Source organism: Rufibacter ruber (assembly GCF_001647275.1).
GTDB classification, from domain to species: Bacteria; Bacteroidota; Bacteroidia; order Cytophagales; family Hymenobacteraceae; genus Nibribacter; species Nibribacter ruber_C.
Window position 1 is genome coordinate 1 of record NZ_LRMM01000026.1, and the last position, 25464, is coordinate 25464.

Consider the following 25464-nt stretch of genomic DNA (forward strand, 5'->3'; position numbering starts at 1 on the left):
TTTTTGGGGCTGTTTACTGAAAACAACGCACAGAAGGACGTTCTTTTTCTGGCCCGCCCCGCCGCCTGAGTTCTTCTAAACCCGGGGCTCCTTTTCCCGTCTTCTATAGAGGAACTTACTGCAAACCAGGGTATAGATATGGAAGACATGTTTTTCAAGAACTGGGACGGGATACTACGGGTGGTGTTGATGTCATTGCTGGCATACGTGTACCTGATAATTGTGCTTCGCGTTACCGGCAAGCGCACCCTCTCCAAAATGAACGCCTTTGATTTCATTGTGACGGTGGCCTTTGGGTCTACCCTGGCTACCATCATTCTCTCCAAAGACGTGACGCTGGCCGAAGGGGTGGTGGCGCTGACCATGCTGACCCTGCTGCAGTACATCATTACGTGGCTTTCTGTGCGGTCTAAGGCAGTGTCTGAGCTGGTGAAGTCAGAGCCCCGGTTTCTGTACTACCAGGGCAAATTTCTGGAGAAGGCACTGCAGGAGGAACGGGTAACCCAAGACGAGGTGCTGGCCGCCATGCGCAGCAGCGGTATTTCTGGCCTGGAACAGGTAGAGGCGGTAGTGCTGGAGACCAGCGGCAGTATGAGCGCCCTTAAAAAGCAGGAAGGCACGGCCCCCACCGTACTGCACAATGTAAAAGAGGCATAATTCAGCTGGTTTCAGACGGGAGACGGCACGGGTGCAGCTCTTTCTGAAGATACCCCAGTGGAAGACATTAGGAGGAGACGCTCTCCCGGGCTCTTAAATTTATGTGGCTGGTCCCGCAGGGCCAGGCGTTAGTTCAACGGAGGGTTCTGGGAGTTCATGACTTTCTGCAACTGCGCCAGCTGTTGCTGGACCAGTGCCAGTTGCCCCTTTTCCCGTTCCCGCTCCAGCCTGATGCGCCTCAGCTCAAAGTGCAGCATCACCTGCCTGGCCAGCACCTCCAGCGCCAGCCGCTGCTCCTGGGTGAGAATACGCGGCTGGGTGTCTATCACACAGAGGGAGCCAAGGGCATGGCCCTGCGGGGTCACCAGCGGCACGCCGGCGTAGAACTTGATATTGGGGTTACCCGTTACCAGGGCGTTGTCTTTAAACCGATGGTCTGTGGTGGCATCTTCTACCTCAAACAGCCCGTTGCCCTGAATGGCATGGTGGCAGAATGAAACAGACCGCGGCGTCTCTGAGATGGTCAGCCCCAGTTTTGACTTAAACCATTGCCGGTCTTTTGACAGCAGGGAAATAAGGGAGATGGGCACCCCGCACACCTGTGACGCCAGCTCCGTGAGTTCGTCCAGCTCCTCTTCTGCGGTAGTGTCTAAGAGTTCATATTCTGCCAACGCCTCTAAGCGCAGCTCCTCGTTTTGGGAAGGGGTGTTTCCTGGAGAAAACTCGGCTATGGGCATTTCATTTGGCTTAGGGGTGGTCAAATTTCTTGTGGCAAAGGTAATTGTCAACCCCGTGGCCGGACCAAAAAATCGATGAAATAGAAATATACCCCGTTGAAACTGAGCTTTCACTAGTTACTGACTAGGCTGATTTTCAGCAATTTCCTACTTTTGCGCGCTCAATTCGGCAACATGGTCAAAATTCTCACCCTCTACCGCAATGCCTTTGGCGGCCTTTCCCGGGAGGCCTGGCTGTTGGCGGCGGTGATGTTCATTAACCGGAGCGGGGCCATGGTGGTGCCGTTCCTAAGCGTGTACCTGACCGAGTCTCTGGGGTTCAGCGTGAGGGAAACGGGTATCTTGCTCAGCCTGTTTGGGGTGGGTTCTATGTGCGGCACTTTTCTGGGCGGCTGGCTCACTGACCGCATTGGCCATTTCAGGGTGCAGTTCTTCAGCCTGGTTCTGGGCGGAGGCTGGTTTTTTGTAATGGTGCAGCTACAGCGGTTTGAATTGTTTGCCGGGGGTATTTTCCTGCTCAGCCTGCTCACTGAAAGCCTCAGGCCGGCCAACGCCTCTTCGGTGAGCTCATATGCGCGCCCTGAGAATGTCACCCGCGCGTTCTCCCTTAACCGCATGGCCATCAACCTGGGCTTTTCCATTGGCCCGGCGCTGGGCGGTGTACTGGCCACCGTTTCCTACCAGTGGCTCTTCATGGCAGACGGACTGACGTGTATCACTGCGGGGGCTATCTTCTACTTCTACTTTCGGCACCGCCAGGGCCACGCCCCACTGCCCAAACCGGCAGAGGCCGCTGCGCCTGCGGCCGCACCAGACCGCAACCCGTACCGTGACGGCCTGTTCCTGCTCTTTACGGTGCTGTGCTGCTTTTTTGCGGTGGCTTTCTTCCAGTTCTTCTCTACCATGCCGCTGTATTACCGGCAGGTGTACCAGCTCTCTGAGCTGCAGATTGGCGCCCTGCTGGCTTCTAACGGACTCATGGTGTTTCTGCTGGAGATGATCATTGTCTATCTGGTGGGGGACCGGTTCCCCCTCTGGAAGATGATTGTCACGGGTCTGCTGCTGCTGGCCATGGCGTTTGCGCTCCTGAACCTGGCCTATGGGTTTCTGGTGCTGTTGCTCTCGGTGCTGCTCATGAGCCTTTCTGAGATTCTGGCCATGCCGTTCATGAGCACGCTCACCGTGCACCGGTCGGGCCTGCGCAACCGGGGTTCCTATATGGCGCTCTACAGCCTTGCCTACTCCGCGGCCCATATCATTGGCCCGTTTGTGGGCACCAGAACCATTGCCAGCTTCGGGTTTGACACGTTGTGGTGGGCAGGCTGCGGGCTCTCTGTCTTTACGGCAGTCGGTTTCTACGTGGTGGTGCGCCGGTTACAGGCCGCCTAAGCCCTAGTTCTGTTTTTGCCTGTTTTCCTGAAAACAGGCCAAAAACAGCCGTTTCTTTTTCTCTGTGCCCTCTTTTTTGCAACTTACCGAAAACCAACTCTCCCTGTCTGTGAAATCTCTGAATGCCTTAGTTCTATTGGTTGCCATAACCTTAGCCGCCTGTACCTCCGTTAAACAGATCCAAACCAATAAAGAAATGATGGTCTACGTAGGTACGTACGCAAAACCAGACGCCGAAAGCATCTTTGCCTTCCGGCTGAATGAACAAACCGGGGAACTGACCAGGGTGATCTCCGTGAAAGGCGGTGAGAACCCTTCTTTCCTGGCCCTGGACAAAGACCGCCAGCACTTATACGCCGTGAACGAGACCGCCCAGTTCCAGGGGCAGAAAGGCGGCGGGGTAAGTGCGTTTTCCATAGATCAGCGCACCGGCAACCTCACCCTCCTGAACCAACAGCCTACCTTGGGCGGCGCCCCCTGCTATATCAGTCTGGATCATTCCGAGAAGGTAGCGCTGGTGGCCAATTATTCCGGCGGGAACGTCACGGCGTTCAGGATTGAGGCCGACGGGAAGCTGAGCGCGCCCACTGATTCTGATCAGCACGAAGGAAGCGGCCCCAGAAAAGAGCAGAAAACGGCGCACGCCCACTGCATTGTACCAGATCCCAAAAACGACTTCGCCCTGGCGGTAGATTTGGGCATAGACCAGATCATCGGCTACAAACTGGACAAAGCCAATGGCAAACTGGAGCGCCAGGCGCAGCCCGCGTTCACGGCCAAGCCGGGGGCCGGACCGCGCCACCTCACCTTCCACCCCAACAAGCGCTTTGCCTACGTGATCAGTGAGCTCAACTCCACCCTCACGGCCCTCACCTACAACGCCGCCACGGGCACGTTCACCGAGGTAGAAACCGTTTCCACGCTCCCGGCGGGCTTCACCGGCGAAAGCTTCTGCGCCGATGTGCACGTTTCTGAAGACGGCCGGTTTGTGTACGGCTCTAACCGCGGGCACAACAGCATAGTGGTGTTCGCCATTGACCAGACCAGCGGCAAACTTACCTTGGTGCAGCATGAGAATGTGCAGGGCAACTGGCCCCGCAATTTCGGGTTTTCGCCCTCAGGGAAAACGCTGTTGGTGGCCAACCAGCGCTCCAACAACATCACCACGTTTAAAGTAGACCCGCAGACAGGCAAGCTCACCTACACAGGTAAATCAGTGGAGTTAGAGTTTTGCCTTGCACGTTTGCGCGTCTACCACCGCAATGGCCACCATGTTGATGATGTCCCGCACAGAGGAGCCCAGCTGCAGAATGTGCACCGGCTTGCGCATGCCCATCAGTACCGGGCCAATGGTTTCGGCCCCGCCAATCTCCTGCAGGAGTTTATAGGCAATGTTACCGGCGGCCAGCCCCGGGAAGATCAACGTGTTGGCTCCTTCATTGGCCAGCTCGCTAAACGGATAGTGCTCCCGCAGCAGATCTGTGTTTACTGCGGTATTGGCCTGCATTTCCCCGTCAATGAGCAGGTCTGGGTACCGCTGCTTGGCCATACGGGTAGCCTCGCGGGTTTTGGTAGGTACCACGCCTGCGCTTGACCCAAAGTTGGAGTAGGACAGCACCGCAATTCTTGGCACCCGGTCAAAGAACCGTACGTAGCGGGCAGTCAGGCCTATGATGTCTACCAGTTCCTCTGCGGTAGGCTGCAGGTTCACGGTGGTGTCTGAGAAGAAATAAGGCTCTTTTTTGTTCTGGATGATGTACATGCCGGCCACCTTGTTCACGCCTTCTTCCACGCCAATAACCTGCAGCGCGGGTTTAATGGTAGAGGAGTAGTCACGGGTCAAGCCAGAGATGAGGGCATCGGCCTCGCCGGTCTCCACCATCATGCAGCCAAAGTAGTTCCTGATGCGCACCAGCTTGCGGCAGTCAAACAGGGTCATGCCTTTGCGTTTGCGCTTCTCGTAAAGCAGGTGGGCAAATTTCTCACACTTGGCGTCTTCCTCGCGGGGGTCAATAATTTTCACCCCGTCCAGTTCTAAATGGAATTCCTCAATCAGTTCCTGAATGCGGGCTTTCTCCCCTAGCAGAATAGGGAAGGCCATGTTTTGCTCCAGCACCGTCTCTGCCGCCTTAAGGATCTTGTAGTTGTCTGCCTCGGCAAATACCACGGTCTTGGGGTTCTGGCGGGCCTGGGTAATCACCCGGTTCATCAGTTTCTGGTCTATCCCAATGCGGGCCTGCAGGTCATGGTGGTAGCGCTCCCAGTTTTTGATTGGGTTCTTCGCCACCCCGGTCTCCATGGCCGCTCTCGCCACGGCAGGGCTCACCGTAGTGATCAGGCGTGGGTCCAGGGGTTTGGGGATCAAATACGTGCGGCTGAAGGAGATGGTATTGTCACCGTAGGCCTTGTGTACAATGTCGGGCACCGGCTCTTTGGCCAGTTCTGCCAGGGCATACACGGCGGCCAGTTTCATAGCCTCGTTGATCTCAGTGGCACGCACGTCTAAAGCCCCCCTGAAAATGTAAGGGAACCCGAGTACGTTGTTCACCTGGTTAGGATGGTCTGAACGGCCGGTAGCCATGATCAGGTCATCACGGGTAGCCATGGCGGCCTCATACGCAATTTCCGGGTCTGGATTGGCCAGGGCGAAAATGACAGGGTTGGCGGCCATCTTTTTCACCAGCTCTGGGTCCAGCACATTGCCGGCGCTCAGCCCCACAAACACATCAGCGCCTTCCATGGCCTCTGCCAGGGTGGTGATCTTGCGCATGGTCACAAACTGGGCGCGGTAAATATCCAGATCATTGCGCTCCGGGTTGATGATGCCGTCTTTGTCAAACATGACAATGTTGTCAATGTTCACACCCAGGGCCAGGTAGAGCTTGGCGCAGGCAATGGCAGCGGCCCCGGCCCCATTGATCACCATCTGAATCTTCTTGATGTCTTTGCCCACCAGTTCAAGGGCGTTCAGCAAGGCGGCGCTGGAGATGATGGCGGTGCCGTGCTGGTCATCATGCATGAGCGGAATGTTCATCTGCTCCCGCAACGCATTCTCAATCTTGAAGCTTTCAGGGGCTTTGATGTCTTCCAGGTTGATCCCCCCAAACGTAGGCTCCAGTGATTTTACAATCTGGATGAATTTGTCTGGGTCTGTTTCATTGATCTCAATGTCAAACACATCAATGCCGGCAAATTTCTTGAAAAGAACGCCTTTCCCTTCCATCACGGGTTTAGAGGCCTCCGGGCCAATATTCCCTAACCCAAGAACAGCGGTTCCGTTGGAAATCACGCCCACCAGGTTGCCTTTGGCGGTGTATTTGTACACATCATCTTTGTTGGCGGCAATTTCTTTACAAGGCTCGGCCACGCCGGGGGAATACGCCAGGGCTAGATCCATCTGGGTGCTCACCATTTTAGTGGGAACCACCTCAATTTTACCCGGCTGTCCTTGGCTATGGTAGTTCAGCGCGTCTTTCTTGTTGATCTTGATCATGTTTTCTCCTGTTGTTGTCAAATGGCCCATGGCCACCAGGGGCGGCAATGGGTAAGAATTTCAAGTTGGTAAGATTTTTCCTATTCAGCAAAGGGAACAGCGCCAGATGCGCCATGTGGTGCGTTTCTGGCCTGTTTTTCTTAAATGAACAGAAAAACAAAAAGCATCTCAGACGTTTGCCCGAGATGCCATTCATATAATAGGGGGGATATCAGCCTACAATAAGCTTCATACCCGGTTTAAGTTCATCCCCTTTTAATTTATTCGCTTTTTTAAGCTGCTCTACGCTAATGTTGTTATAGCGCTTGGAGATGTTCCAGAGCGTGTCTCCAGGCTGCACATGGTGAATCGTCTGCGGGGTGGCAACCTCTGCTTTTCTGGCAGGTGCTCTTTTTACCGCCACAGAGGCTGTGGCCGCATTCTCTTTAGGGGTTGCCTCCGCATTAGGGCCTGCCACTTTTCCTTTAGCCGCGGCCGTTTCCTCGGCAGAGGCCAGCAAGGTTGCCTCTGCTGTTGGCGCTGGGGCTTTTTCTTCTTTGGCCTCTGCCGGAACAGGTTTAAAAACAACCAGTTTTTGGTGGGCAAGAAGCGCATTTCCTTTCAGGCTGTTCCATTCTTTCAATTGGGCAACCGTCACCTGGTGTTCCTGCGCAATCCTGGTCAGGTTGTCACCTCTCTGTACCACATACACCCCTTTTTTAGCCGAGTCTGAAGGTGCTGTTACCGCCCTGGCAATCATAGTAGACGCCGCCGGCATGGTCATCTTCACCGGTACCCTATGGCGTGCCGAGTCCAGAATAGCCAGCCGGTTTTCCTCTAGCAGGGGCCTGCTGAAGGCCGGAATGCGCAACGGAAAGTTCTGCACCGTCTCTGGCAGGTACTGCTTTTTTACCGCCGGGTTCAGGTCAGCGATCTGGTTCTCTGGCAGGTTCAGCTGCTTGGCCAAGAGCTTCAGGTCCAGTGACTGGTTGATGAGCAGCGTGTCTGCCAGAATGGGCTGCTGTAAAGAATCAGGCCGAATGTTATGGTCTGGGGCGTGGTTCATGGCGTAGACAATGGCCGTGAAAGAAGGCACATAGCTGCGGGTCTCGCGGGGCAGCCACGGGTAGATGCCCCAAAAAGTAGTTTTGCCGCCAGAGCGGGCAATGGCTTTCTTTACATTGCCCGGGCCGCAGTTATACGCTGCCAGCGCCATTTCCCAACTGCCAAACATGCGGTACAGCTGTTTCAGGAACTTGCAGGCGGCCTCAGTAGATTTCTCCGGGTCCATGCGCTCATCCAGATACGAGTTCTGCACCAGCTTGAAGTCATTGGCCGTTGGTGTCATAAACTGCCACAGCCCCACCGCTTTGGCCGACGAAACGGCTTTAGGCAGCAGCGCTGACTCTACCACGGCCAGGTACTTCAACTCATCTGGCATGTTGTGCTTGGCCAGGTACTTCTCAAAAAGAGGGAAGTACAGTGGCTGGCGGCTCAGTACACGCCGGGTGTAGTTACGGTTCCTGATGGTGAAATAATCAATCAACCCTCTCACGTGCTTGTTGAACTCCAGCGGGATCTCCTGCTCCAGACAGCTCAGGCGGTCCTGAATGAGTTCATCGGTTTCCACGGGAATAAACTCCACTGAGTCAACCAACACCTTGGTCGTGTCTTTGGGGGCAGCAGCCGCGTCTGGTAAGACGGTTGCCTGGCGGGCATGCACAGAAAGGCATAGACCCAGTGAAAGAACAAGGCCAGAGAGAAAGGTAGAAATGCGCATTAGACGGTTACTTGTGATTGATGGTTCATCAGTTGTCTGGAGAAGGCAAACAGCTGCTCCTCCCCAAAGGCTTTAGTCATCAGTTGCACCCCAATTGGCAGCCCTGCGGCATCTTGCCCAATTGGTAACGAAATAGCCGGAATGCCTGCCAGATTGGCCTGAACGGTGTAAATATCCTCCAGGTACATGGCCAGCGGGTCTTTGGTGTTCTCGCCAATCTTGAAAGCGGTGGTTGGCGTGGTGGGCAAGATCAGAAAATCATACTGCGCCAGCAAGTCATCTGTCTTTTCTTTGATGAGGCGGCGTACCTGCTGCGCCTTGGTGTAGTATGCGTCATAATAGTCGGCGCTCAAAACAAAGGTGCCCAGCATGATGCGGCGCTGTACCTCCTTGCCAAAGCCTTCGGCGCGGGTTTTCTTGTACATAGACGCCAGGTCTGTGGCATTCTCACTTCTGTAGCCATAGCGCACGCCGTCATAGCGGCCTAAATTGGAACTGGCCTCAGCAGTGGTGAGAATGTAATAGGTGGGCACTATGTAGTCCAGGAACGGGAATTCTACGGCCTCAACAGTATGTCCTTGGGCCTGCAGCCCCTCCAGTACCCGCTGTACGGCCTGCTTAACCTCTAGGTTAAGACCTGGGCTCTCAAAAGAATCTCTGATGAACCCTATGCGGGCAGGCTGGTCAGGCACAGGTGCCTGGCTATAGGCGGGAACAGGGCGCTGGCTCACGGTGCTGTCATATTCATCGGCCCCGGCCATTACTTCTACCAGAAGGGCGGCGTCTTCCACGCTTTGCGTGATCACCCCAATCTGGTCAAAAGATGACGCATAGGCAATGAGCCCGTAGCGTGAGATGCGGGAGTAAGTAGGTTTCATGCCCACCACGCCGCAATACGCCGCCGGCTGACGCACAGAGCCGCCCGTGTCTGAGCCAATAGAGGCCAGGCACAAATCTGCCTGTACGGCTACCGCCGAACCACCCGAGGAACCGCCCGGTACGCGGGTATTGTCAATGTCATTGAGCGATGGCCCAAAGGAGGAGTTCTCATTGGAGCCGCCCATGGCAAACTCATCACAGTTCTGGCGGCCAATAATGATGGCGTCTTCTGCGAGCAGGCGCTGCACAGCCGTAGCCGTGTACAGAGACTTGAAGCCGTTCAGGATCTGGCTGGCGGCCTGCAGCGTGTGGCCCTCGTAGGCCAGTACGTCTTTGATCCCAATGACCATGCCCGCCAGTTTGCCGGCAGTGCCCGCCTGGAGTTTGGCATCCACTTTTTCCGCCTGTTGGCGGGCTTCGTCTTCAAATACCTCCAGAAATGCGTTGAGGTGACGTTTGTCTGCAATGTTCTGCAGGTAACGCTCCACCAGTTGGCGGCATGAGAGCGAGCCTCGGCCTATCTCCTCCCGGATAGCGTCAAGGGATGTATAGCGCATGAATTAAACGTTGGGGTTATGAGGGGTAGTAGGGTTTACAACAGGCTCATTGTTGTTGTAAGGAGCGTTGTTAGGGTTGTTGTAACCTTGTGGCTGGTTGTAGCCGTTGGTGTTAGGGTTTGGGTTGTAAGGGCCGCCCTGGTTACGGTTTGCGGTATTGTGCGGGCGGTCATCATTGGCCGCGTTCTCAATATCGTGCTTGATCTCTTTGGTGGCGTCTTTGAACTCCCTGATGCCTTTGCCTAAGCCGCGGGCCAGGTCTGGAATGCGCTTGGCGCCAAAAAGCAACAGAACGATCAAAACTAAAACCACCATTTCCCCGGTGCCCAGGTTTCCAATGAACGCCAAAACATTTGAAAGCAACATAGCTGTACTGTTAAAGTGTTAAGAATGCAAAAATAATGTTTAATTCCCGAAATCTTGGCACATCTGCCAAGTTTAAAACGGAGCAACCGGTCAGGTATTTTCTGCGGCGGGAGAAAGCTCTGTCTCTGTTTTAAGCCTGTTTTTGAAAAAGTAGCCTTAAAAGCGCCTGAACCTACGTTTTTGTAAGAGCTTCCGGTTTTTTGTGTAGGTTTACTTCTTCAGTTAATTTTCTGCCTAGTGCATAATGCTTAAGAAGTTCCTCTCCTTTCTCACCTCACTTTCAACCCTGTGGCTTTTGCTGGGCGTGCTGTGCCAGTACATACCGGCACAGCATTTCTGGCCGGCCGGGTTTATTGCCATGTCCCTGCCGGGGGCACTGGTTCTGAATATAGTGCTTGTGGTTTTCTGGCTGCTGCACCGCCCGCTGTGGGCGCTCTGGCCGGCGCTGTTGGTGGTGGTGTTCTGGGGGCAGCATACCCGCTACTTCACGCTCAACACCCCAGACGCCGCGCCAGACCCGGGGCAGCAGCGCATCAAGGTGTTGAATTACAATGTGCGCGTATTCAATGTCTACAAGCACCTGCACGCCCAGGACCCCGAACTGCCGGAGCGGGAGATGCAGTGGGTGGCCCAGCACCCCGCAGATATTCTGTGCCTGCAGGAGTTCTACCACAATAAAAAAGAAAAAACCTACAACAGCCGCAAGCGGATAGGCAAAGAACAGGGCCGGGAGGTGTTTGTAGACAAGTTTCTGACCAACGGCGTGGGCGCTGAGTTTGGGCTGGCCATTTTTTCCAGGTTCCCTATCCTGGGCAAAGGGCGCGTTGATTTCGGCTTCCCCACTAAGAACCAGGTCATCTACGTAGACGTGCGCCTGCCCAACCAAGACACGCTCAGGGTGTACAACATGCACTTAGAGTCTATGGCCATAGAGGAAAAAAAAGTAGAGGCCGCTGTTGAAAGTGAGGAGGGCTTCAAGACCGAGGGCCGTAACATAGCCCGCCGGCTCAAGGGCGGTTTCATTGCCCGCAGCCGGCAGGTGCAGCGCCTGTTGGAGCACATTGAGGCTTGCCGCCACCCCGTGCTGCTCTGCGGCGACCTGAACGATGTGCCCAGTTCCTACACCTATCAGCAGCTTCGGCGTCACCTGAACAACGCCTTTGAAGCCGGCGGAAGCGGTTTTGGGTTCACCTACAACGGCAAGCTGCCCCTGCGCATTGACAACCACTTCTACAGCGACCAACTGGAACTGCTCCAGTTTGACGTGCTCAACCAGATTACGTTCACAGACCATTTCCCCGTAGAGGCCACCTATGTGCTGAAAGAAACAGAATAGGCGCCCCTGTTTTGGGGCTATTTTTAGAAAAACAGGCCGAAAACAGAAATTGGCTCATACGCCCGCAAATCCATTACTACGGGGGCTGGTGGTAGTCCAGAGCCTTGAGTTGTGAGTTAAAAGTGTGACTTTGTCTTGGTTTGGAAAAGCAACTTGCCATGCGTAAGAACCCACCTGCCCCTCCCGGGAAGGAAGTTGTCTGGCATGATGCGTGTGGCATATGCCGTGTGACCGTACCTCAGCAATGCGCGTCCTCCTGTGTAACATCCCCCTTCGCCCCTTCAAAGGGGGGAGTATTGGAGTGAGTTCTGAGTCCTGAGTCTTGAGTTCAGAGTCCTTTCTTTTCATCTTAGGGAATTCAGCCGGAATGAAGCAGCAATGCCTGGTTTCGCCGCCGCGCCGCGAGGGCAGCCAGAGACCGCCTGTCAGCTGTAGGCACGAGTCCGGAGACTCGCGCCAGCGAAGGAAACTTGAACCAGAGAAAGCGGCAGGCAAGCAGCAAAAAGTAAACAAACAAAGAACAATGAACAACCAACACTTCTGCTAATGGCACCTGGGTTAATTAGCACTTCTGCCCCCGGCTGATGTGCGCAGCACGGGCTCGCCACAGGCTAGCGGAACAGCAGTAGTTACCTGCAAAGGCAGACATAACAGCACAAGCAGTTACAGCAAAGGAACCTGAACCAGTCCTGGGGGTGAGCGCCTCTGTTAATACGGTGCCGCTCCAGCGGCAAGGCCGGAGGGCCTAGTTTTAACAGCAGTGCTCACCGGCAGGACGGGGCCCCGCGGCCGTGAGCGCTTACCGGAAAAGATGAAACAGTACAGCTACTAAACCACCGCGTCAAGCGCCAAAGCCAGGGGAGTAGCAAACTACGCATTGCCCCTGCAGTAGCATGATTATGAGGCACCTCATCCAACAGCCCAGCCAAGGGAACAACAGACCACGCATTGCCACTGCAGCCGCAAAAAAAAGTCATGCTGACAAAGTAACCTCACAACACTAGCTTCCATGCTTCGTCCAAACTAAAAACAAGAACCCAACCTGTTTTTGGGCTGTTTTTCAGAAAACAGGGCTAAAACAGACGCACTGGCCCCAGAACCTGGCCCCCATACCACAAGTACCAGTAAGTTTTATAATTTTGCCACAGAATTAGTTTAACCCCACATGGACCATTCCTTATACTTATATAACACCCTTTCCCGCACCAAAGAGCAGTTTGTGCCGCTGCACAGCCCGTTTGTGGGCCTGTACGTCTGCGGACCAACCGTTTACGGTGACGCCCATTTAGGCCATGCGCGCCCCTACATCACCTTTGATGTCATGCGGCGCTACCTGCAGCACCAGGGCTACAAGGTGCGCTACGTGCGCAACATCACAGACGTGGGGCACCTGCAGAATGACGCGGACCACGGCGAAGACAAAATCCAGAAACTGGCCAAAGCGGCGCAGCTGGAGCCCATGGAAGTGGTGGAGAAGTACACCAACAGCTTCCACCGCGACATGGAGCGCCTGAACGTGCTGCCGCCAGACATTGAGCCCCGTGCCTCTGGCCACATCATTGAGCAGATTGAGATGATCCAGGAGATTCTGGCCAACGGGCTGGCGTATGAGGTGAACGGCTCAGTATACTTTGACGTGCCGGCCTACAACCAGCACCACCGCTACGGAAAGCTCTCCGGCCGTGTGATTGAAGACCTGCTGGCCAACACCCGCGAGTTGGAAGGGCAGGAGGAAAAGCGGTCGCCGCTGGATTTTGCGCTCTGGAAGAAAGCCTCGCCTACGCACATCATGCGCTGGCCTTCGCCGTGGAGTGACGGGTTTCCGGGGTGGCACCTGGAGTGCTCGGCCATGAGCCGGAAATACCTGGGGCAGCAGTTTGACATTCACGGCGGCGGACTAGACCTGATGTTCCCGCACCACGAGTGCGAAATTGCCCAGAGCCAGGCCAGCCACAACCACACCGATGCCGCCCGTTTTTGGGTGCACAACAACCTCATCACCATCAACGGCAAGAAGATGGGCAAATCGTTGGGCAATTTCATCACGCTGGGCGAGTTCTTCACCGGCAGCCATGAGGTGCTGCAGCAGGCGTATTCGCCCATGACCGTGCGTTTCTTCATCTTGCAGGCCCACTACCGCAGCACGCTTGACTTCAGCAATGAAGGGCTCCAGGCAGCACGCAAAGGCTATCTGAAGGTGATGAACGGCTTAAAGATTCTGAACCAGCTGCAGTATCCGGCTTCAGCCGAAGGGGGCGTAGAGGCCAAAGCCGAAGAAGAGATCAAAAAGCTGACGGCAGACTTGTTCGCCCCGCTTCATGATGATTTAAATACCGCCAAGGCCATTGCCTCTTTGTTCAACCTGCTCAAAAAGGTGAACAGCATGCACACCGGCGCCTTGAGGCTGGAAACCATTTCGCAGGAAACCTTTGAGCACATGCGCAGCCAGTACCGCACCCTGGTGACAGACGTGCTGGGGCTCAAAGAGGAGCAAACCGCAGATGCGCAGGCGCTGCTGGAGGTGGTGCTAGGGTTCTACAAAGAAGCCAAAGAGGCCAAAGATTACGGCAAGGTTGACCAGATCAGGGCGCAGCTCAAAGGGCAGGGCATTGTGATCAAAGACATGAAAACCGGGATTGACTGGGCCTATGAAGAATAAGATGAAACTGCTGGTGCTGGGTTTGCTGTTGGCCACGGGGCTTCCGGCCTGTGAGAACGGTAGAAAGCAGGAAACCGCCGGGGCTACTGAAACTCCCGCGGCACAGACCCCCGCGGCCAATGTGCCCACGTTCAATGCAGACTCAGCATTTGCGTTTGTGCAGAAGCAGGTGAGCTTTGGGCCACGGGTACCCAACACCGCTGCCCACCGGCAAACCGGAGATTACCTGATCAACCAGCTGAAAACGTACGGCGGCAAGGTGCAGGTGCAGGAGTTCACCGCCAAAGCCTACAACGGCAAGGTGCTGAACCTGCGCAACATCATGGCGCAGTACAATCCGGAGGCGGGTAAGCGTATTCTGCTGGCCGCCCACTGGGATACCCGCCACGTGGCTGACAAAGACAAGCAGAACCCGGAGAAACCCATTGACGGGGCCAATGATGGCGGCAGCGGCGTAGCGGTTCTTCTGGAAATTGCCCGCCAGTTAAAGGCTAACCCGCTGCAGGGCAACGTGGGGGTAGACCTGCTGCTGTTTGACGGCGAAGACTACGGCCAGCCAGACAGCAGCACAGACCCCTACCAACCCGACAGCTGGTGCCTGGGGTCGCAGTACTGGAGCAAGAACCTGATGCCGGCGGGCTATACCGCGCAGTACGGCATTCTGCTGGACATGGTGGGGGCTAAGAATTCCCGTTTCGCCAGAGAGGAAACCAGCCGGGTGTACGCCGGTGACGTGGTGGAGAAAATCTGGAAGACGGCGCACCAGATTGGCTACTCAGACTATTTCCCGTTTCAGGACAGCCCCGGCATTACAGATGACCACACCTACGTGATCCAGAACACCAATATAAGAATGGCAGATATCATTGCCTATGACCCCACCAGTGAAGACGGCTACTTTGGCCCGTACCACCACCGCCATACAGATAACCTGGAGGTGATTGACAGGCGCACCCTGAAAGCGGTGGGGCAGACCGTACTGCACGTGGTCATGACCGAACAGTAGAACACCTCATCGGCACAGCCGAAGTGCGTTTTGGAGCCGTTTTCTGGAAAAGAGCCAGGAAACGGCTTTTTGTTTAAGAGATGCGTGAGTACTAGACAGTCTGGATGTATCTCACGTAAAAAGTAGTATCATTGAGAAGGGAATTAACTATGACCTATGGAGTGTCTAACAGATAGAATAACTCTAGATGAGAGAATCTGCAACGGGAAACCTTCCATTAGGGGGAAAAGGACAGCTGTGCAGACCATTCTTGGATTTTTGTGTGCAGGAGAAGCGGCAGAGGAAATACTTCACCAATATCCATCTCTGGAAAAGGAAGACATTACCGCGTGCCTTCAATTTGCGGCAGAATTAATGAACAGAAGCTATGTGCTGAGAACCGTAGCCTAACCAGTATGCCAAAGTTCCTCATAGATGACATCTGCCATACTATTTCTCCCTTTAAAATTCACCAGACTACCTTCATCAACCGGACATTGATGATATTTGGAGAGATAAGCAGATCTGGAAGTTCGCGAAGGAGCAGCCATTAACCAGTATCTCAAAAGACAGCGATTTCTCAAACAGAATTTTGTTCAAAGAACCGCCTCCCAAAGTAATTCATATTCGGTTTGGCAACATGAAGATGCGGGAGTTCTTCTTAACCACTACACATGTGTGGGAGCAAGTGATCGCATTAAATAAGACACACAAGTTGGTCAACGTCTTTAAAGACAGGGTAGAGGCAATAGACTGAAGTTTAGCTGTTTTTAGGCTGTTTTTACAAAAACAGCCTAAAAACAGGAACTATAAAAATTCCAGCCTCGCACCTTCAGGAGTCACCTCCAGCGCAGCCTCTCTGCCTACTACCAGGGCCAGGTTCCTGGGCACATGCCCCACTGGGAAATTAAAGCAAATAGGGTAACCGTAGCCCGCGCAATGCTCCAGCACAATCTCCTCTACCGTCTTCCCAAACGGCACCGCGTTGTCCTGCATCTCAGTGAACTGGCCCACCACCAGACCCGCCAATTGGCTCAGGCGTCCCATGCGACGCAGGTGCACCAGCACGCGGTCTATGTTGTAGTAGTATTCGCCCACGTCTTCCAGAAACAGGATCTTGCCGTTGTAGTTCAGGTCTGAGGCGGTGTTGACAATGGTGTCCAGTAAGATCAGGTTGCCGCCTGCCACGGGGGCGGTGGCGGTGCCCAGTTGGTTTAGCGGATGTGCAGGAACGGTGTAAGAAATTGGCTCGCCGAACAGGGCTTTGCGCAGGCTCTCATCTGCGGCAGCGGTGTCTGGCTGGCCCATGAGCAACGGCATAGTGGCGTGCAGGCATTCAATTCCCAGATTCTGGAGGTGGCACAGGAGTGCGGTAATATCACTGAAGCCCACCACCCATTTGGGGTTCTGCTGCAAGCGGGAGAAGTCAATTTGATCCAGAATGCGGGTGGTGCCATAGCCGCCGCGGGCGGAAATCACGGCTTTGATCTCGGGGTTGTCCAGCATCTGCTGGAAATCAGCGGTGCGCAGTTCATCAGAGCCGCCAAACTGCCGGTCCTCAGCGCCTACGCTTTGGCCAATGATGACCCGCAGGCCCCAGCTCTCCAGCAGTTGCACACCGGCCAAAATTTCATCTGGGCTCACTTTCTTGGCTAAGCAGACAATGCCCACGGCATCGCCTTTCTGGAGGGCGGGTAGGTTCACGGGTACGCGTTGTTTGGTGATTGGGCTTCCAAAATAGGCATTTTTTCTGAGCAGCCCGCTTTCTGTTTTGGAGCTGTTTTTAGGAAAACAGCTCCAAAACGCCCTTTCTAACTGTCTTTGCCGTATCTTCCATTCCTAATTCCTAATTCTTAATTCCCAATTCCCAATTCATAATTAAAAAGTGGCCCGCATCAAGATAGACCTCCCAGAGCATTTCTCCTTCCAGACCCAACTGCCCATCAGAATCACCGACCTCAACTACGGTGGCCACCTGGGCAATGACGCCCTGCTGAGCCTGCTGCATGAGGCGCGGGTGCGGTTTCTGAAAGAGCACGGGTACTCAGAGCTGGATTTCGGTGGCGCCGGGCTGATCATGAGCGACGTGGGCATTGTCTACAAAGGCGAAGGCTTCTACGGCGATGTGCTCACCGTGCAGGTGCAGGCGGTTGAGTTCAGCAAGTACGGGTTTGATCTGGTGTACCGCCTCACCAACCAGAACGGCAGGGAGATTGCCCACGCCAAGACCGGCATGCTCTGCTTTGACTACGGCGCCAGAAAGCTCCAGACAATTCCCGCCCAAGCCCGGGAGCGGCTGGAAACTAAACCGTAAGATATTTTGTACCTTTGTGGTATGAGCACTTTAGTTATCCCAGACATAGAGATTCTGAACCGGCAGGACATTAGAAAGCTGACCCTTGACCAGCTCAAGGCCTGGATGGTGGAGCAGGGCGAAAAGCCGTTCCGGGCCAAACAGGTCTATGAATGGATCTGGAAGCTCACGGCCACCTCGTTTGCCGAGATGAACAACATTGCGCTGCCGCTGCGCGAAAAACTGGAGCGCCACTTCACCCTTAACACGGTAGAAGTGAACACCAGCCAGCTGAGCGAAGACTATACCATCAAATCTACCTTCAGGCTTTTTGACGGCAACATTGTGGAGGGCGTGCTCATTCCGCACCCCAAGCGCATGACCGCCTGCGTGAGTAGCCAGGTGGGTTGCTCCCTGACCTGCTCTTTCTGCGCCACCGGCAAGATGGACCGCATACGCAACCTCAACGCTGATGAGATCTATGACCAGGTGGTGCGCATCAAAGAACAGTCTGAGCAGAACTACAACCGCGCCCTCACCAACATTGTGTACATGGGCATGGGCGAGCCGCTCCTGAACTACGCCAACGTGATGAAGAGCATTGAGCGCATCACGGCGCCAGACGGCTTGAACATGGCTGCCCGCAGAATCACGGTGAGTACCGCCGGTATTGCCAAGATGATCAAGAAAATGGCCGATGACGGCATCAAGGCTAACCTGGCCCTGAGCCTGCATGCCGCCAATGACACCAAGCGTAACGAGATCATGCCCATCAACGAGACCAACTCGCTGGAGGCATTGAAAGAGGCGCTGGTCTATTACCACCAGAAAACCGGCCGCAAGGTGACCTATGAGTACATCTTGCTCAGCCACTTCAATGACAACTTGGAAGACGCCAAAGAACTGCTGCAGTTCTCCAAGCTCATTCCCTGCAAGGTGAACATCATTGAGTACAACCCCATTGGCGACGGCCTGTTCCAGAAGTCAGGCGATGACCGCCTGGAGCCGTTTATGCGCTATCTGGCAGACAGAGGTGTGCAGGTGAACGTTCGGCGCAGCCGGGGCAAAGACATTGACGCAGCCTGTGGCCAGTTGGCCATCAAAGACCAGAAAGAAGAGGCGTAAGCCTTGGTTCACCTTCTTTCAAACAGAAAAGCCACCACCTGCGGTGGCTTTTCTGTTTGAAAGAAGGTGAGTACCGTGAGACAGGGGTGGGTGCGTTTTGGGGCTGTTTTTCAGAAAGCAGACCCAAAACGGGAACCGTGAAAACGGCTACCCCTTCCGCTGCTCCCTAAGGGCGTCTCTGATCTCAGTGAGCAGTACTTCTTCTTTGGTAGGGGCGGGTTGGGCGGTTGGGGCCGCCGCTTTTTCCCGCTTGAGTTTATTGATGAGCTTCACCAGGATAAATATGGCGAAGGCAATGATGATGAAATCCAGGATGTTCTGGAGAAAAGCGCCGTAGTTGAGCGTGACATCGGCTACTTTGCCGTCTGGGCCCATCACATCGCGGCGCAGCACCATTTTCAGGTTTTTGAAGTGGTCACCGCCCACCAGCAGGCCCAGCGGCGGCATGATCAGGTCATTGACCAGTGAGGTGACAATCTTCCCGAAGGCGGCGCCAATCACCACCCCCACGGCCAGGTCTACCACGTTGCCCCGCATGGCAAACTCTTTGAAATCTTTGAAAATAGCCATATTGAAAGGGTGCTAAATGTAGGTTTATATTTTTCTTTCGCGCTGCAAACGGATATCAAAAGAACCTGACTTCACCATTTTCTCGCACTGTAGCGCTGCCACGCCGCTCAAAAACGCTGTAGAAGGACCTTTCCTCCCATTTTTAACCGGCAAAACCAAAATGAAAGTAAGCTCTAGAAGGTTGGTTCTGTTTTTGACCTGTTTTTCTAAAAGTAAGCCGAAAACGTTATTTTTTTCTTCTTTTGGTTTCCTTCAGAAACCGCTCCACGCCTTTTCTGATCTGTTGGGCCATGTCTTCCTGAAACGCTGGGTTAATGAGTTTCTGCTCATCCTGGGGGTTGGAGGAGAAGGCGGTTTCTACCAGTGCGTTGGGGAACTCAGTGAGCGCGTTGAGCGCGAAGTTGAAGCCGCCAATGTTGCCAAACTCTTTCAGCCCCAGTTCCAGCACCTCTTCATACAGCGCCTGTGACAGCGGCCGGAACGCCACGTGCCGGTAATAGGTACTGGTGCCCTGCACCTCTGGCCGCCCCGCCGAATTCACGTGCACGCTCACCAGCAGGTCTGGCTGGGCTTTTTTCAGAATACGCACGCGCTCAGAGTTGTCAACGGTTACATCTGCCTCACGGGTCATGATCACGTGGGCGCCTTTCTTCTGCAGTTCTCTTTTAAGCTGCTGGGCAATCTGGAGGGTGATTTCCTTCTCCGGAATGCCGGTTTTGCCAATGGTTCCTTTGTTGGTGCCGCCGTGCCCGGCATCTACCGCCACGGTCAGGTGCTTCAGCTTCAGTTTCTCAGGCTGCCGCTTTACCTTGATGACCAGTGAATTGCCTTGGTAGCCAATGCCGTAGCCCCACGCCTGCGGGTGCTTCAGGTCAATGATGACCCGGAACACATCTGAGGTGAGCTGCTGGTACTGCACGTTCTCCACTTCGCGCAGCGTGCGGTGCTGGGTGATCCAGTTGGAGTTGGAGACGGCCCCGTAAATATCAACCACTATGCGGCTGGGGGCTACGTCCATAAAAGAAGTGTAGGGCAGGCGCTGGCCCACGGCCACCCGCACGTAATCGTATTTCCCTTTCTCGTCATCGCCGGTCACGCTCCAGGAGCTGGTGAGGCTTTCGCCGGTAAGCGAAGAGGGGCCTCCTTCCAGCTGCACCTGCTGCACCGGCATGTAGGCGTTGAGCGTGTTAGACAGTTTAATGCGGTAATCGCGGCCAATTTTGCCCGTGATCTGCACCCGCACCAGCGAGTCCAGAAAACCCATTTTGGCACCGCCCAGGCGGTCTTCGCCCAAACCATAGTTGAGGTAAGCGCTGGAGGTGTTGGTGAGGCCGTAAAGAGGCTGCGCGGGGTTGAGCAGGGTAACGTTGCTTTTGGTGCTGAAGACGGTAGCCGGGTACGCGTTGGTGGTGTCATCTACCAGCACCGGTACGTTCAAGCTGGGGAGTCTGTCGCCGGGCTGAAGGATGTACGTGCCCACGTACAAGCCTTTCTCTCCTTTGTTCTGTACCGCCGGAAGCTCCTGCAGCGAGTGCTGGTTCCAGAGGGTTACCTTCAGGCCAGATCTGGCCTTGACCCGCATCTGGAGCCGGTCGCCGGGCTGGAGCCACAGGTCGGCATCTGGCTGGGTGCGCACGTACTCCACTTGCAGGGAGTCAGGGGCGGCGGCGGGAGGGGTTGCCTTGGCGGCGGCTGGTTTGGTGGCTGGGTTCTGGGCCACGGCTGCCTCTAGGGCGAGGCAGGTGAAGAGGAGCAGGAAAAAGGGTTTCATGGGGTAGGTCTGTAAGAGTGCCAATATAAAGCTTCTGCCCTACATGTGCCATGAATTAGAGGGGTGCCTTCTGTTTTTGGGCTGTTTTTTGAAAAACAGGCCCAAAACAGGAGTCACTTCTTCTTCTCCATCTCCCTCAGCAGTTTGATGCTCATGAGCCCCAGCCCTGCCGCCAGTACGGCAATGGCCACCCAGATGAGAATCTTGGAGCCTTTGGTCTTGCCTACTTTTATATCGGTTTTGAGCCGTTGCAGGGACTGCACGTGTACCAGCGGGAGCTCCCGCGGAATGCTGTCCTGGAAGTACATCAAATCATAGTCTGGGGCGTCCAGCTTTTCACTGCCAAACAGGAGGCTGTACTGCTGGTCAGGCGCCATCTCGGCTACCAGGTACCGGTTCAGCTGCAGCACCTGCAGGGAGTCAATGCGCAGCGGCGGGCTGTCACCGTTGTCAATCTGTACCACCAGCTCCTCTACCCGCTGCCGCGGAAGGTGCAGCGTGGCCGGGGTGTTAGAACTCAGCAGCAGCGGCACCGTGGTTTGCTCTATCTGCTGGCGGCGTCTTTTCTTACGGACTCTGGCGGACGCTTCTTTTTTGCCCAAAACCACGCGTCCCGCACGGTGGTACAGGTGCGGGGCCGAAATATGGAACACCAACTGCTCTGGGTACACCGGCTGACCAAACCTGAGGCGCAGCAGCGTAGTCTTCGCGCTGTCAGTGCGGGAGAGGGTCTGCACCGGAATACGGGTGTACTTGCCCGCTTCAGAATAGGTGTCATAGTAGCCGGCCTTGAGAATGTTGAGCGGCGCACTGGCAGAGTCCTGGAGCTGCAGCCTAAAGTAGCGGTAGTTGCTGAGCGGGAAGTCCAGAAGCTTGACCTCGGTGGTTTTCTGGGTGTTCTCAATGGCGTACAGCACGTCCTGCTCCTTGAGCACAAACCAGTCCTGCTGGTTGTCACTGCCGCTAAGCGAGACGGTTTTACGGGTTTCGGCGTTGCCAATGAGGAGGCTGATGTTGTTGAGGGTGCGCTGTTCTGGATTGTGAATGAGCAGTTCAGACATGCCGCCGGGGCGGCGCTGGTACCGCAGAATCTCATATTCTTTGAACAGCGTCTGGTACTGCACCGGCTGCTCCACGCGCAGCAGATAAGGAACCGCCTGCTTTTCCCGGTTTACCAGGCGTATGTCGGCCAGGCTTTCCTGCAGGTGCCCGGTTATCTGGGGGCTGAGCAGCACGCGGTAATACCCCGGCTGCGGCACCGGGGTAAGCTGCGCCTGCCATTTAAAATCCTGGGCAGAGGCAGACGCAAGGGGCAGCAGCAGGAGGAAGCAGAGGAGCAGGAACGGGTTACTTTTCATCAGGAAGGGGCGTCATGTTTTCCGCCGGGGCGGAATCATCAACCAAGATAAGGTTTTTCAACTTCTGGTACATAAACGAAATCACCAGCAGCAGCACCCCCAGGCAAATGAAGGCTGCAATTTTTCCGCCTTCAGACATATCCCGCAGGTCTAGCAGGAAGAGTTTGAGCAGCGTGAAGAAGAACAGCGTGAGGGAGATAATGCGCAGCGGTTTCAACTTACGGGACATGCCCAGCATCATCAAAAGAAACGAGCAGAGGCCCCAGAGAATTGGGAACCCAATGTTATGCACGTGGCGCAGGGTGTCATACTGGCCTTCGGCCGATGGCCGGGAAACCAGCAGCCACGTGTGCTCCAGCTCAGTGCTGGCCAGAAACACCGCCATGATGCTGATGAGCCACAGACTGACCTTGCCCCAGGCGCCTCCCCAGTCATACTGCCGCCGCACCTTCACCAGCGCCAGCACCAGTACCGCCCCCAGCGCCCCCAGCGGAAGGTAATGGGTGGCATACGCCCCCAGGGTTTCAGTCTGGGGGAAGAGGTAGGCGTTTCTCAGGGACACGGTGGCAGGATTGAGATGGAGGGCGTATAGGATCGCCGCCAAAAGGGACAGCCCTAGCAGAAGGTTGTGATACCCCGGGTCACGCAGCCGTCTACTCCATAGCAACAGGCCCAGCAGGAACACATACCGGTAGAAACCCAGCCAGAGTGTCTGGGTGTTTTCGCTCAGCGGGGAAAGGGGCAGTTGGTGGTGCAGTTCCAGCAATGGCACCAGGTACAGGAACGCCACCAGCAGCAGCCCCACTATGGTGCGGTAGGTTCTTAAAAGCCGGCCTTGTGCCGGGGTGGGGGTTTCACGGCCCAGCAGCCACCAGCTGCCCGCCAGCGAGGCCACCGCCACCACGCCCGTCACAAACAGCTTGTTCAGGGCCGGCGGCAACGGCAGGCGGGTCACGGTGTATTCCATCCAGTCCAGGCAGAGCGAGACCAGCATGAGCGGCAGCACCAGCACAGACGCGTACCTCATGAGCTGAATACCCGATTTCTGTGACAGCCACAGCAGCAGAACCGCCTCCAGCGCCCAGAACAGCGTGATGTAATTCCCCTCCAGTTGAATGGGGGCAGATAAACTCAGGAACGTGAGCACCAGGCCAATGAGCAGGTACACCAGGGTGCGGTCAACGCGCTGGCTGCGGTACAAGGCATAGGCGAAGACAAAATTGAACGCGCCCAGCGCAACGGTGAACAACCCCTGGTAACGGCCGCCGGTCACAAAATGGAGTACGTACAGCCCCGCTGAATAATACAGAAAGGTGTTGCTCACCAGCATCATGATCTCTGGGCCGCTGAACCGCTGCCGCTCTTTTACATTGTAGATGATGGTTATTAAAAAGAACACCAGGTAAAACAGCGTGGCAAACAGCAACGCCCCCAGATACGGCGCGTTGGGCGTGTCTACCACCCGGGTAAAGAGCCAGCCGCCGTACAGCACAATGGTGAAGACGTAGGCAATGAAGTTGAGCAGGTTCCACTTTTTGAAGTACGCCAGCACCAGAATACCTGCGTTCAGCAGCAGAATGAAGACGAAGAGCACCACGTAATTGCCTTCGCCGGTGCTCACCATAAACGGACTCCCGAAGCCGCCCACCAAAGCCAGCACCGCCAGCTCCATACGGTCATAGGCCATGCTCAGGAAGATGGTGAACCCCGTAATGGCCGCCATCAAGATAAACGCCACCGTCTGGCTGAAAATCTGGTACTCATGAAACGCAATGGCAATGGTGAAGTACAAAACCGCCATGCCGCCGCCAATCAGCACCGAGCTGAACGCCTTGTAGTTTTGACGCAGCCGGTGCGCCACGGCCACCAACGCGCCGCCCGCCAGCAAGCCAATGGCCACGCGGCCTATCTCGTTTATCCAGTCCTGGTCAATGGCATACTTCACGAAGAACCCAATGCCCAGCACCAGAATGGCAATCCCCAGCTTGTTGATCAGGTTTTCGCCAATGAATTTTTCCCAGTCAATCTTCTGTGAAAAGGAAAAGGGCTTCTCCGGCTCAGGGCCGGTGTAAGCAGGTTCTTCCGCCGCTGGCGCAAAGGCCGCCATGGGCGGTGCTGGAATAGGAGTGGGTGCTGGTCCTGGCTTTTCGGCCGCGGGCGGAAGAATGGACGGTGGCGGAGTAAACTTTGGAGCCGGGGCAGCTGTCTCGGGCGCTTTGGGCGGGGCAGGCGCTTCTTGGGGTGCTGCCCGCACGGCCGCGCTGGCGTCTCTTTGGGCGGCGGCCGCGGCGGCATCAACAGGCGGTCTAACCACAGACCGGTTTACCTGCTCCCGCAGCCGCGCCAGTTCTTCACGCACCTCCTGCATCTCTTGCCGGCTGGCCAGCAGATGCCTGGAGACGCTTTTCCCAAACCACAGCACCAAAATCACCAGCACCAAAAGCAGAAATACTTCCATAGCAGCCTATTAACGTCTAGGCACTATATTACAATATTATCCGGTAAAAAAGATACCTCTCCACTTCGGCTGCCGCCAATGCCGTGGGTGCCCGTTCCGTTTTTAGCCTGTTTTTCTGAAAACAGGTCAAAAACGCTCTTCAATCAGTTCCTTGTTCATGGCCGCGCCCGCCATGGTGCCGGTGGCCACCGCAAACGAGACCGTTCTGAACATGGTCATGGCATCACCGGCGGCAAAAACGCCTGGTACATTGGTTTTCTGCATGGGGTCTACCTTCAAATGCCCGGTTTCAGTCAGTTCACACCCCAGGTCTATTCCTAGTTTACAGTGCTGTTCAAAAGCGGGGCGGGCAAACATGACGTTCAGGTGGTGGGAGGTGCCGTCTTTCATGTTTACCTGCCGCAGCTGGCCCTGCGCATGCGTGAGGGAGGCAATTTCCTGTTCAACAAGGGTGACATGGTGCTTCTCTAAAACCAGCCGCTGGTCTGGGGTGAGATCAGCTTTGCCGTTGGTGAAGACTGTAAGCTGCGGTGTCCAGTTCTGTAGTAGTTTCACCAGCTCCAGGGCCGTGTCGCCGTTGGCCAGAATGCCCCATTCCTGATGGGCCACTTCATAGCCGTGGCAATAGGGGCAGTGCAGGATAGAGATGCCCCAGCACTCGGCGAAGCCGTGGATGGGCGGCATCAGGTCTTTCACGCCGGTGGCGAGCAGCAGTTTACTTCCTGTATAGACGTGGCCGGCCTCTGTGGTAATTTCAAATGCCTGGTTCTGCCTGGCCGCGGCTACTGCTTTTCCCGGTTGCAAGGTGACGGTGGGGTAGGCCAGTACCTGTTCCCTGGCTTTCTGGGCAATGGCGGCCGGGGTTTCACCGTCCTGGGTCAGGAAGTTGTGGGAGTGCGGTGTCTGGCGGTTGCACGGCTGGCCGCTGTCCAGGACCAGCACGCGGCGCAGGGAACGCCCCAAACACATAGCGCCCGACAGGCCGGCATAGCTTCCCCCAATAACAATGGCATCAAACTCTTCTCTCTCTATCATGGCTGTTGCAGATTAGGCAGTCCCCTTTAGCACCAGA

Annotated in this window: 20 protein-coding genes and 1 pseudogene; 10 read left to right on the forward strand and 11 right to left on the reverse strand. The window is 55.4% G+C overall.

What is annotated here, in order from left to right:
* Positions 1 to 138: 138 nt before the first annotated feature.
* Positions 139 to 657, forward strand: coding sequence for a DUF421 domain-containing protein (locus tag A8O25_RS11645; RefSeq protein WP_066835014.1), 519 nt, complete (start codon positions 139 to 141; stop codon positions 655 to 657).
* A 128-nt stretch (positions 658 to 785) separates the two neighbouring features.
* Here A8O25_RS11645 and A8O25_RS11650 read toward each other — a convergent pair whose 3' ends face one another.
* The gene (locus A8O25_RS11650) at positions 786 to 1418 is read right to left on the reverse strand and encodes a GAF domain-containing protein (RefSeq protein ID WP_206598677.1); all 633 of its coding nucleotides are present in this window, start codon (positions 1416 to 1418) and stop codon (positions 786 to 788) included.
* A gap of 150 nt (positions 1419 to 1568) precedes the next feature.
* Between A8O25_RS11650 and A8O25_RS11655 the strand changes: the two genes are divergently transcribed.
* A complete protein-coding gene (locus A8O25_RS11655; protein ID WP_066835017.1) occupies positions 1569 to 2783 on the forward strand; it encodes an MFS transporter in 1215 nt (404 codons plus the stop codon).
* Positions 2784 to 2982: 199 nt separating this feature from the next.
* Positions 2983 to 3996: pseudogene (locus A8O25_RS23815) on the forward strand (lactonase family protein); the annotation flags it as partial.
* 9 nt (positions 3997 to 4005) lie between these two features.
* Here A8O25_RS23815 and A8O25_RS11660 read toward each other — a convergent pair.
* The 4 genes from A8O25_RS11660 to A8O25_RS24355 all read right to left on the reverse strand — a co-directional run bounded on the left by A8O25_RS11660 (position 4006) and on the right by A8O25_RS24355 (position 9837).
* Complete coding sequence (locus A8O25_RS11660) at positions 4006 to 6276, reverse strand: NADP-dependent malic enzyme (RefSeq protein WP_182512332.1); 2271 nt, start codon at positions 6274 to 6276, stop codon at positions 4006 to 4008.
* A 211-nt stretch (positions 6277 to 6487) separates the two neighbouring features.
* Positions 6488 to 8035, reverse strand: a complete 1548-nt coding sequence (locus A8O25_RS11665) for a lytic transglycosylase domain-containing protein (RefSeq protein ID WP_066835018.1) — start codon at positions 8033 to 8035, stop codon at positions 6488 to 6490.
* Complete coding sequence (gene gatA / locus A8O25_RS11670; RefSeq protein ID WP_066835019.1) at positions 8035 to 9471, reverse strand: Asp-tRNA(Asn)/Glu-tRNA(Gln) amidotransferase subunit GatA; 1437 nt, start codon at positions 9469 to 9471, stop codon at positions 8035 to 8037. Before gatA ends, A8O25_RS11665 begins: the two co-directional genes overlap by 1 nt.
* Positions 9472 to 9474: 3 nt before the next feature.
* Positions 9475 to 9837: a Sec-independent protein translocase subunit TatA/TatB gene (locus A8O25_RS24355; RefSeq protein WP_082893592.1), complete on the reverse strand. Its 363-nt coding sequence runs from the start codon at positions 9835 to 9837 to the stop codon at positions 9475 to 9477.
* Positions 9838 to 10081: 244 nt separating this feature from the next.
* On the opposite strand from A8O25_RS24355, the gene A8O25_RS11680 reads away from it, so the two are divergent.
* The 5 genes from A8O25_RS11680 (at position 10082) to A8O25_RS11700 (ending at position 15574) form a co-directional block, all read left to right on the forward strand.
* Positions 10082 to 11173: an endonuclease/exonuclease/phosphatase family protein gene (locus A8O25_RS11680; protein WP_066835020.1), complete on the forward strand. Its 1092-nt coding sequence runs from the start codon at positions 10082 to 10084 to the stop codon at positions 11171 to 11173.
* Between the two features lie 1165 nt (positions 11174 to 12338).
* Entirely contained in the window at positions 12339 to 13832 is a 1494-nt protein-coding gene (gene cysS / locus A8O25_RS11685; RefSeq protein ID WP_066835022.1) for a cysteine--tRNA ligase, read from the forward strand.
* A complete protein-coding gene (locus A8O25_RS11690; protein ID WP_066835023.1) occupies positions 13822 to 14838 on the forward strand; it encodes a M28 family peptidase in 1017 nt (338 codons plus the stop codon). The genes cysS and A8O25_RS11690 overlap by 11 nt, the downstream gene beginning before the upstream one ends.
* A 156-nt stretch (positions 14839 to 14994) precedes the next feature.
* Positions 14995 to 15228: a DUF433 domain-containing protein gene (locus A8O25_RS11695; RefSeq protein WP_066835024.1), complete on the forward strand. Its 234-nt coding sequence runs from the start codon at positions 14995 to 14997 to the stop codon at positions 15226 to 15228.
* Between the two features lie 112 nt (positions 15229 to 15340).
* On the forward strand, positions 15341 to 15574 hold the full coding sequence (locus A8O25_RS11700) for a DUF5615 family PIN-like protein (protein WP_241499006.1): 234 nt from the start codon (positions 15341 to 15343) through the stop codon (positions 15572 to 15574).
* Positions 15575 to 15624: 50 nt separating this feature from the next.
* Here the strand turns inward: A8O25_RS11700 and A8O25_RS11705 are convergent, their stop codons facing one another.
* Positions 15625 to 16521, reverse strand: coding sequence for a S66 peptidase family protein (locus A8O25_RS11705; RefSeq protein ID WP_241499004.1), 897 nt, complete (start codon positions 16519 to 16521; stop codon positions 15625 to 15627).
* 181 nt (positions 16522 to 16702) lie between these two features.
* Here A8O25_RS11705 and A8O25_RS11710 point away from each other — a divergent pair, with 181 nt between their 5' ends.
* Together A8O25_RS11710 and rlmN are read left to right on the forward strand one after the other, a co-directional pair.
* Positions 16703 to 17131, forward strand: coding sequence for an acyl-CoA thioesterase (locus A8O25_RS11710; RefSeq protein WP_066835028.1), 429 nt, complete (start codon positions 16703 to 16705; stop codon positions 17129 to 17131).
* 21 nt (positions 17132 to 17152) lie between these two features.
* On the forward strand, positions 17153 to 18235 hold the full coding sequence (gene rlmN / locus A8O25_RS11715) for a dual-specificity RNA methyltransferase RlmN (protein ID WP_066835030.1): 1083 nt from the start codon (positions 17153 to 17155) through the stop codon (positions 18233 to 18235).
* 147 nt (positions 18236 to 18382) lie between these two features.
* Here the strand turns inward: rlmN and mscL are convergent, their stop codons facing one another.
* The 5 genes from mscL to A8O25_RS11740 all read right to left on the reverse strand — a co-directional run bounded on the left by mscL (position 18383) and on the right by A8O25_RS11740 (position 25427).
* Positions 18383 to 18805, reverse strand: coding sequence for a large-conductance mechanosensitive channel protein MscL (gene mscL / locus A8O25_RS11720; protein ID WP_066835032.1), 423 nt, complete (start codon positions 18803 to 18805; stop codon positions 18383 to 18385).
* 226 nt (positions 18806 to 19031) lie between these two features.
* On the reverse strand, positions 19032 to 20576 hold the full coding sequence (locus A8O25_RS11725; protein WP_066835034.1) for an N-acetylmuramoyl-L-alanine amidase: 1545 nt from the start codon (positions 20574 to 20576) through the stop codon (positions 19032 to 19034).
* A gap of 113 nt (positions 20577 to 20689) precedes the next feature.
* Positions 20690 to 21934: a hypothetical protein gene (locus tag A8O25_RS11730; protein ID WP_066835036.1), complete on the reverse strand. Its 1245-nt coding sequence runs from the start codon at positions 21932 to 21934 to the stop codon at positions 20690 to 20692.
* The gene (locus tag A8O25_RS11735) at positions 21924 to 24392 is read right to left on the reverse strand and encodes a DUF2339 domain-containing protein (RefSeq protein ID WP_066835039.1); all 2469 of its coding nucleotides are present in this window, start codon (positions 24390 to 24392) and stop codon (positions 21924 to 21926) included. Before A8O25_RS11735 ends, A8O25_RS11730 begins: the two co-directional genes overlap by 11 nt.
* Before the next feature lie 126 nt (positions 24393 to 24518).
* Entirely contained in the window at positions 24519 to 25427 is a 909-nt protein-coding gene (locus A8O25_RS11740; RefSeq protein WP_066835041.1) for an NAD(P)/FAD-dependent oxidoreductase, read from the reverse strand.
* Positions 25428 to 25464 lie beyond the last annotated feature (37 nt).

What these genes read in the sequence shown, in the direction of transcription:
- A8O25_RS11645 (WP_066835014.1), top strand. Translation starts at nt 139, where the DNA reads ATGGAAGACATGTTTTTCAAGAACTGGGACGGGATACTACGGGTGGTG.
- A8O25_RS11655 (WP_066835017.1), top strand. Translation starts at nt 1,569, where the DNA reads ATGGTCAAAATTCTCACCCTCTACCGCAATGCCTTTGGCGGCCTTTCC.
- A8O25_RS11660 (WP_182512332.1), bottom strand. Translation starts at nt 6,276, where the DNA reads ATGATCAAGATCAACAAGAAAGACGCGCTGAACTACCATAGCCAAGGA.
- A8O25_RS11665 (WP_066835018.1), bottom strand. Translation starts at nt 8,035, where the DNA reads ATGCGCATTTCTACCTTTCTCTCTGGCCTTGTTCTTTCACTGGGTCTA.
- gatA (WP_066835019.1), bottom strand. Translation starts at nt 9,471, where the DNA reads ATGCGCTATACATCCCTTGACGCTATCCGGGAGGAGATAGGCCGAGGC.
- A8O25_RS24355 (WP_082893592.1), bottom strand. Translation starts at nt 9,837, where the DNA reads ATGTTGCTTTCAAATGTTTTGGCGTTCATTGGAAACCTGGGCACCGGG.
- A8O25_RS11680 (WP_066835020.1), top strand. Translation starts at nt 10,082, where the DNA reads ATGCTTAAGAAGTTCCTCTCCTTTCTCACCTCACTTTCAACCCTGTGG.
- cysS (WP_066835022.1), top strand. Translation starts at nt 12,339, where the DNA reads ATGGACCATTCCTTATACTTATATAACACCCTTTCCCGCACCAAAGAG.
- A8O25_RS11690 (WP_066835023.1), top strand. Translation starts at nt 13,822, where the DNA reads ATGAAGAATAAGATGAAACTGCTGGTGCTGGGTTTGCTGTTGGCCACG.
- A8O25_RS11695 (WP_066835024.1), top strand. Translation starts at nt 14,995, where the DNA reads ATGGAGTGTCTAACAGATAGAATAACTCTAGATGAGAGAATCTGCAAC.
- rlmN (WP_066835030.1), top strand. Translation starts at nt 17,153, where the DNA reads ATGAGCACTTTAGTTATCCCAGACATAGAGATTCTGAACCGGCAGGAC.
- mscL (WP_066835032.1), bottom strand. Translation starts at nt 18,805, where the DNA reads ATGGCTATTTTCAAAGATTTCAAAGAGTTTGCCATGCGGGGCAACGTG.
- A8O25_RS11725 (WP_066835034.1), bottom strand. Translation starts at nt 20,576, where the DNA reads ATGAAACCCTTTTTCCTGCTCCTCTTCACCTGCCTCGCCCTAGAGGCA.
- A8O25_RS11730 (WP_066835036.1), bottom strand. Translation starts at nt 21,934, where the DNA reads ATGAAAAGTAACCCGTTCCTGCTCCTCTGCTTCCTCCTGCTGCTGCCC.
- A8O25_RS11735 (WP_066835039.1), bottom strand. Translation starts at nt 24,392, where the DNA reads ATGGAAGTATTTCTGCTTTTGGTGCTGGTGATTTTGGTGCTGTGGTTT.
- A8O25_RS11740 (WP_066835041.1), bottom strand. Translation starts at nt 25,427, where the DNA reads ATGATAGAGAGAGAAGAGTTTGATGCCATTGTTATTGGGGGAAGCTAT.